This window comes from Acidiphilium sp. AL (assembly GCF_025499445.1).
Taxonomy (GTDB): Bacteria; Pseudomonadota; Alphaproteobacteria; order Acetobacterales; family Acetobacteraceae; genus Acidiphilium; species Acidiphilium iwatense.
Window position 1 is genome coordinate 1 of sequence record NZ_JAIMBZ010000097.1, and the last position, 2817, is coordinate 2817.

Below are 2817 nucleotides of genomic sequence, written 5' to 3' on the forward strand. Positions count from 1 at the left end.
AATTTTGATCGGAAACCAGCTCGCGGACTTCATCATGGCCAGTGCGGTCCCATCGCACCACGAACAGGCCGTAGACATGACAGCACGCGATCATCGCCTCGTTCCACTTTCACCTTGCGCGACGGGGGCGTTCCAGACACGACCCCTCTGACGTTTTGTGTCAGCACTCTTCCTGGCGCCCCTAACGGGCGAGGAAGGGCTTTTGGGGGATGATTGCGGTGGATCGAATTGGCGAAATCCGGCGGGCCTATTTTGAGGAACGATTGCCGATCAAAGAGATCGTGCGGCGTCTGTCGGTGTCGCGCGCGACGGTGCGCAAGGTGGTTCGCGGGCAGGCGACGGTGTTTCGGTATGAACGGGACGTGCAGCCGGCGCCGAAGCTGGGGCAATGGCTCGAGGGTTTGACGCAGATATTGGAGCGCGAGGCGGACGTGCCGAAGCGGGAGCGGCGGTCGACGCAGCGTCTGTTCGAGGAACTGCGCGGCCAGGGCTACGATGGTGCGCATGACAGCGTGCATCGTTTTGCCAAGGTGTGGCGGCGTGAGCATGCCCGGCTGCCGGCGCGTGCCTATGTGCCGCTGAGTTTTGCGCCGGGGGAAGCGTACCAGTTCGACTGGAGCCACGAGGTGATCACGCTGCAGGGGCTGCCGGTGGTGGTGAAGGTGGCACACATGAAGCTGTCACATAGCCGGATGCCGTTCGTTCGCGCCTATCATCGCGAGACCCAGGAACTGGTGTTCGATGCGCACGACAAGGGGTTTGCCTTTTTTGGTGGGGTCTGCCGGCGCGGAATCTACGACAATATGAAGACCGCGGTGGAGGCGATCTTCCTGGGCAAGGCGCGGCGCTACAACCAGCGCTTTCTGCAGATGTGCTCGCATCATCTGGTCGAGCCGGTGGCCTGCACGCCAGCCGCCGGCTGGGAGAAAGGCCAGGTCGAAAACCAGGTTGGCAACCTGCGCGACCAGTTGTTCCTGCCAAAGCCGCGGGTCAGCAGCCTCACCGAGTTCAATGCGTGGCTGATGGATGAGTGTATTGCCTACGCCAAGCGGACCGAGCATCCCGAGTTCAAGGGCCGGACGGTCTGGGCGGTGTTCCAGGACGAACAGGCCAGTCTGATGGCGCTGCGCGGTCCGTTCGACGGGTTTGTCGAGAAGGTGATCCGCGCGAGCACGACCTGCCTGATCATGGCGGACCACAACCGCTACAGCGTCGATGCGCGTGCGGCGGGGCAGATGGTGCAGGTCAGGTCCCATGCTGATCGCATCGTCGTGCTGCTGAACGACGAGGTTGTTGCCGAGCATCCCCGGCAGTTCCGGCGCGATCAAGTGATCTATGATCCCTGGCATTATCTGCCGATCCTGGTGAGAAAGCCGGGGGCGTTGCGCAACGGCGCGCCATTCAAGGACTGGGATCTGCCGCCGGGCCTTGCCGAGGTCCGAGCCAAACTCAAGCGGCACACCGATGGCGACCGCCAGTTCGTCAAGGTTCTGGGTGCCGTGCTCGACCACGGGCTGATTGCGGTCGAGGCGGCATGCGCCGAAGCGCTCGAGGCCGGTATCGCCAGCGGCGACGTGATCCTGGCCGTTCTGGCGCGCAGGCTGCAGCCGCCGGCGCCGCCGAGCATCATCACCCCTGACGCCCTGCGCCTCAAGGTCGAACCCAGGGCCGATTGTGGCCGCTATGACAGCCTCAGGCGGGCGGAGATGCCCCAAGGTTCCATGCGCGCCCTTTGCGCGTATGGAATGGCATCGGAGGGCGCGTGATGGAACGCCCCATAGAACGCCGGGACATCATTGCCGGGCTGGCGGAACTGAAGCTGCACGGCATGCGCGCGAGCTTCGATGAGATCGCCGGCAAGGGCCTCGCACGGCGGGACGAGTTCTACCCGCTGATCGCCAGCCTGATCCGAGCCGAACGCACCCACCGCCAGGCCCGCTCGATCAGTTACCGGATCACCGGCGCCAAGTTCCCGGTGCTCAAGGATCTCGACAAATTCAGCTTCAAGGGCACCCCGATCGACGAGGGTTTGGTGCGCGAACTCGCCACCGGCAGCTTCCTCGATGCCAAACGCAACGGAATCTTTGTCGGCGGAACCGGTACCGGAAAGACTCATCTGTGCATCGCCGTCGCCTCGGCCGTCATTCGGGCCAGAGCGCGAGGTCGGTTCTACAACCTCGTCGATCTGGTCAATCAGCTGGAGCAGGAAAAGGCCGCCGGCCGCAGTGGCTATCTGGTGGCTTTGCTACTGAATTTTGGCCCAGCGGTGATGGCGAATTTTGGCCCACCCCCGTCATTCAACCTACGGTCCGCTCGGCACGATCGGGGGGCCACGCGTGGATTGGAAAGCCAAAGTGGAATTATTCGAGCAGCTCCGTCGGGAGCATGAGTTTGGGATCGGCACGGTTGCCGGTGTAGCGGCAAAATTTGGGGTTCATCGGCGGATGGTTCGTCAGGCGTTGGCGGGCGCGTTGCCGCCTGTGCATCAGTATCCGTCACGGGTGAAGCCGAAGCTGGATGGGGTGGTGGCGTTCATTGATGGTGTTCTGGAGGCGGATCGGCGGGCACCGCGCAAGCAGCGGCATACGGCGCGGCGGATTTACCGGCGGATTCTGATTGAGTTTCCGGGCGCTTCGGTCGCGGAATCGACGGTGCGCAACCATGTGCGCGAGCGCAAACGCCAGATGGGACTGGTGCGGCGCGAGACCTTCGTGCCCCAAACTTATGCGCTCGGCCAGGAGGCGCAGGTCGATTGGTACGAAGCCTGGGTCGATTTCGACGGCGAGCGGACCAAGGTCCAGGTGTTCGCGATGCGCT

General features: G+C 63.5%; 2 protein-coding genes and 1 pseudogene. All 3 read left to right on the top strand.

What is annotated here, in order from left to right; all coding sequences use genetic code 11:
• Positions 1–209 precede the first annotated feature (209 nt).
• Positions 210–1766, top strand: a complete 1557-nt coding sequence (gene istA / locus AiwAL_RS19945) for an IS21 family transposase (protein ID WP_262313461.1) — start codon at positions 210–212, stop codon at positions 1764–1766.
• Entirely contained in the window at positions 1766–2389 is a 624-nt protein-coding gene (locus AiwAL_RS19950) for an ATP-binding protein (protein ID WP_316044811.1), read from the top strand. Before istA ends, AiwAL_RS19950 begins: the two co-directional genes overlap by 1 nt.
• Positions 2355–2817 (top strand): annotated as a pseudogene (locus tag AiwAL_RS19955) (IS21 family transposase); the annotation flags it as partial. The gene AiwAL_RS19950 and the pseudogene AiwAL_RS19955, both read left to right, overlap by 35 nt.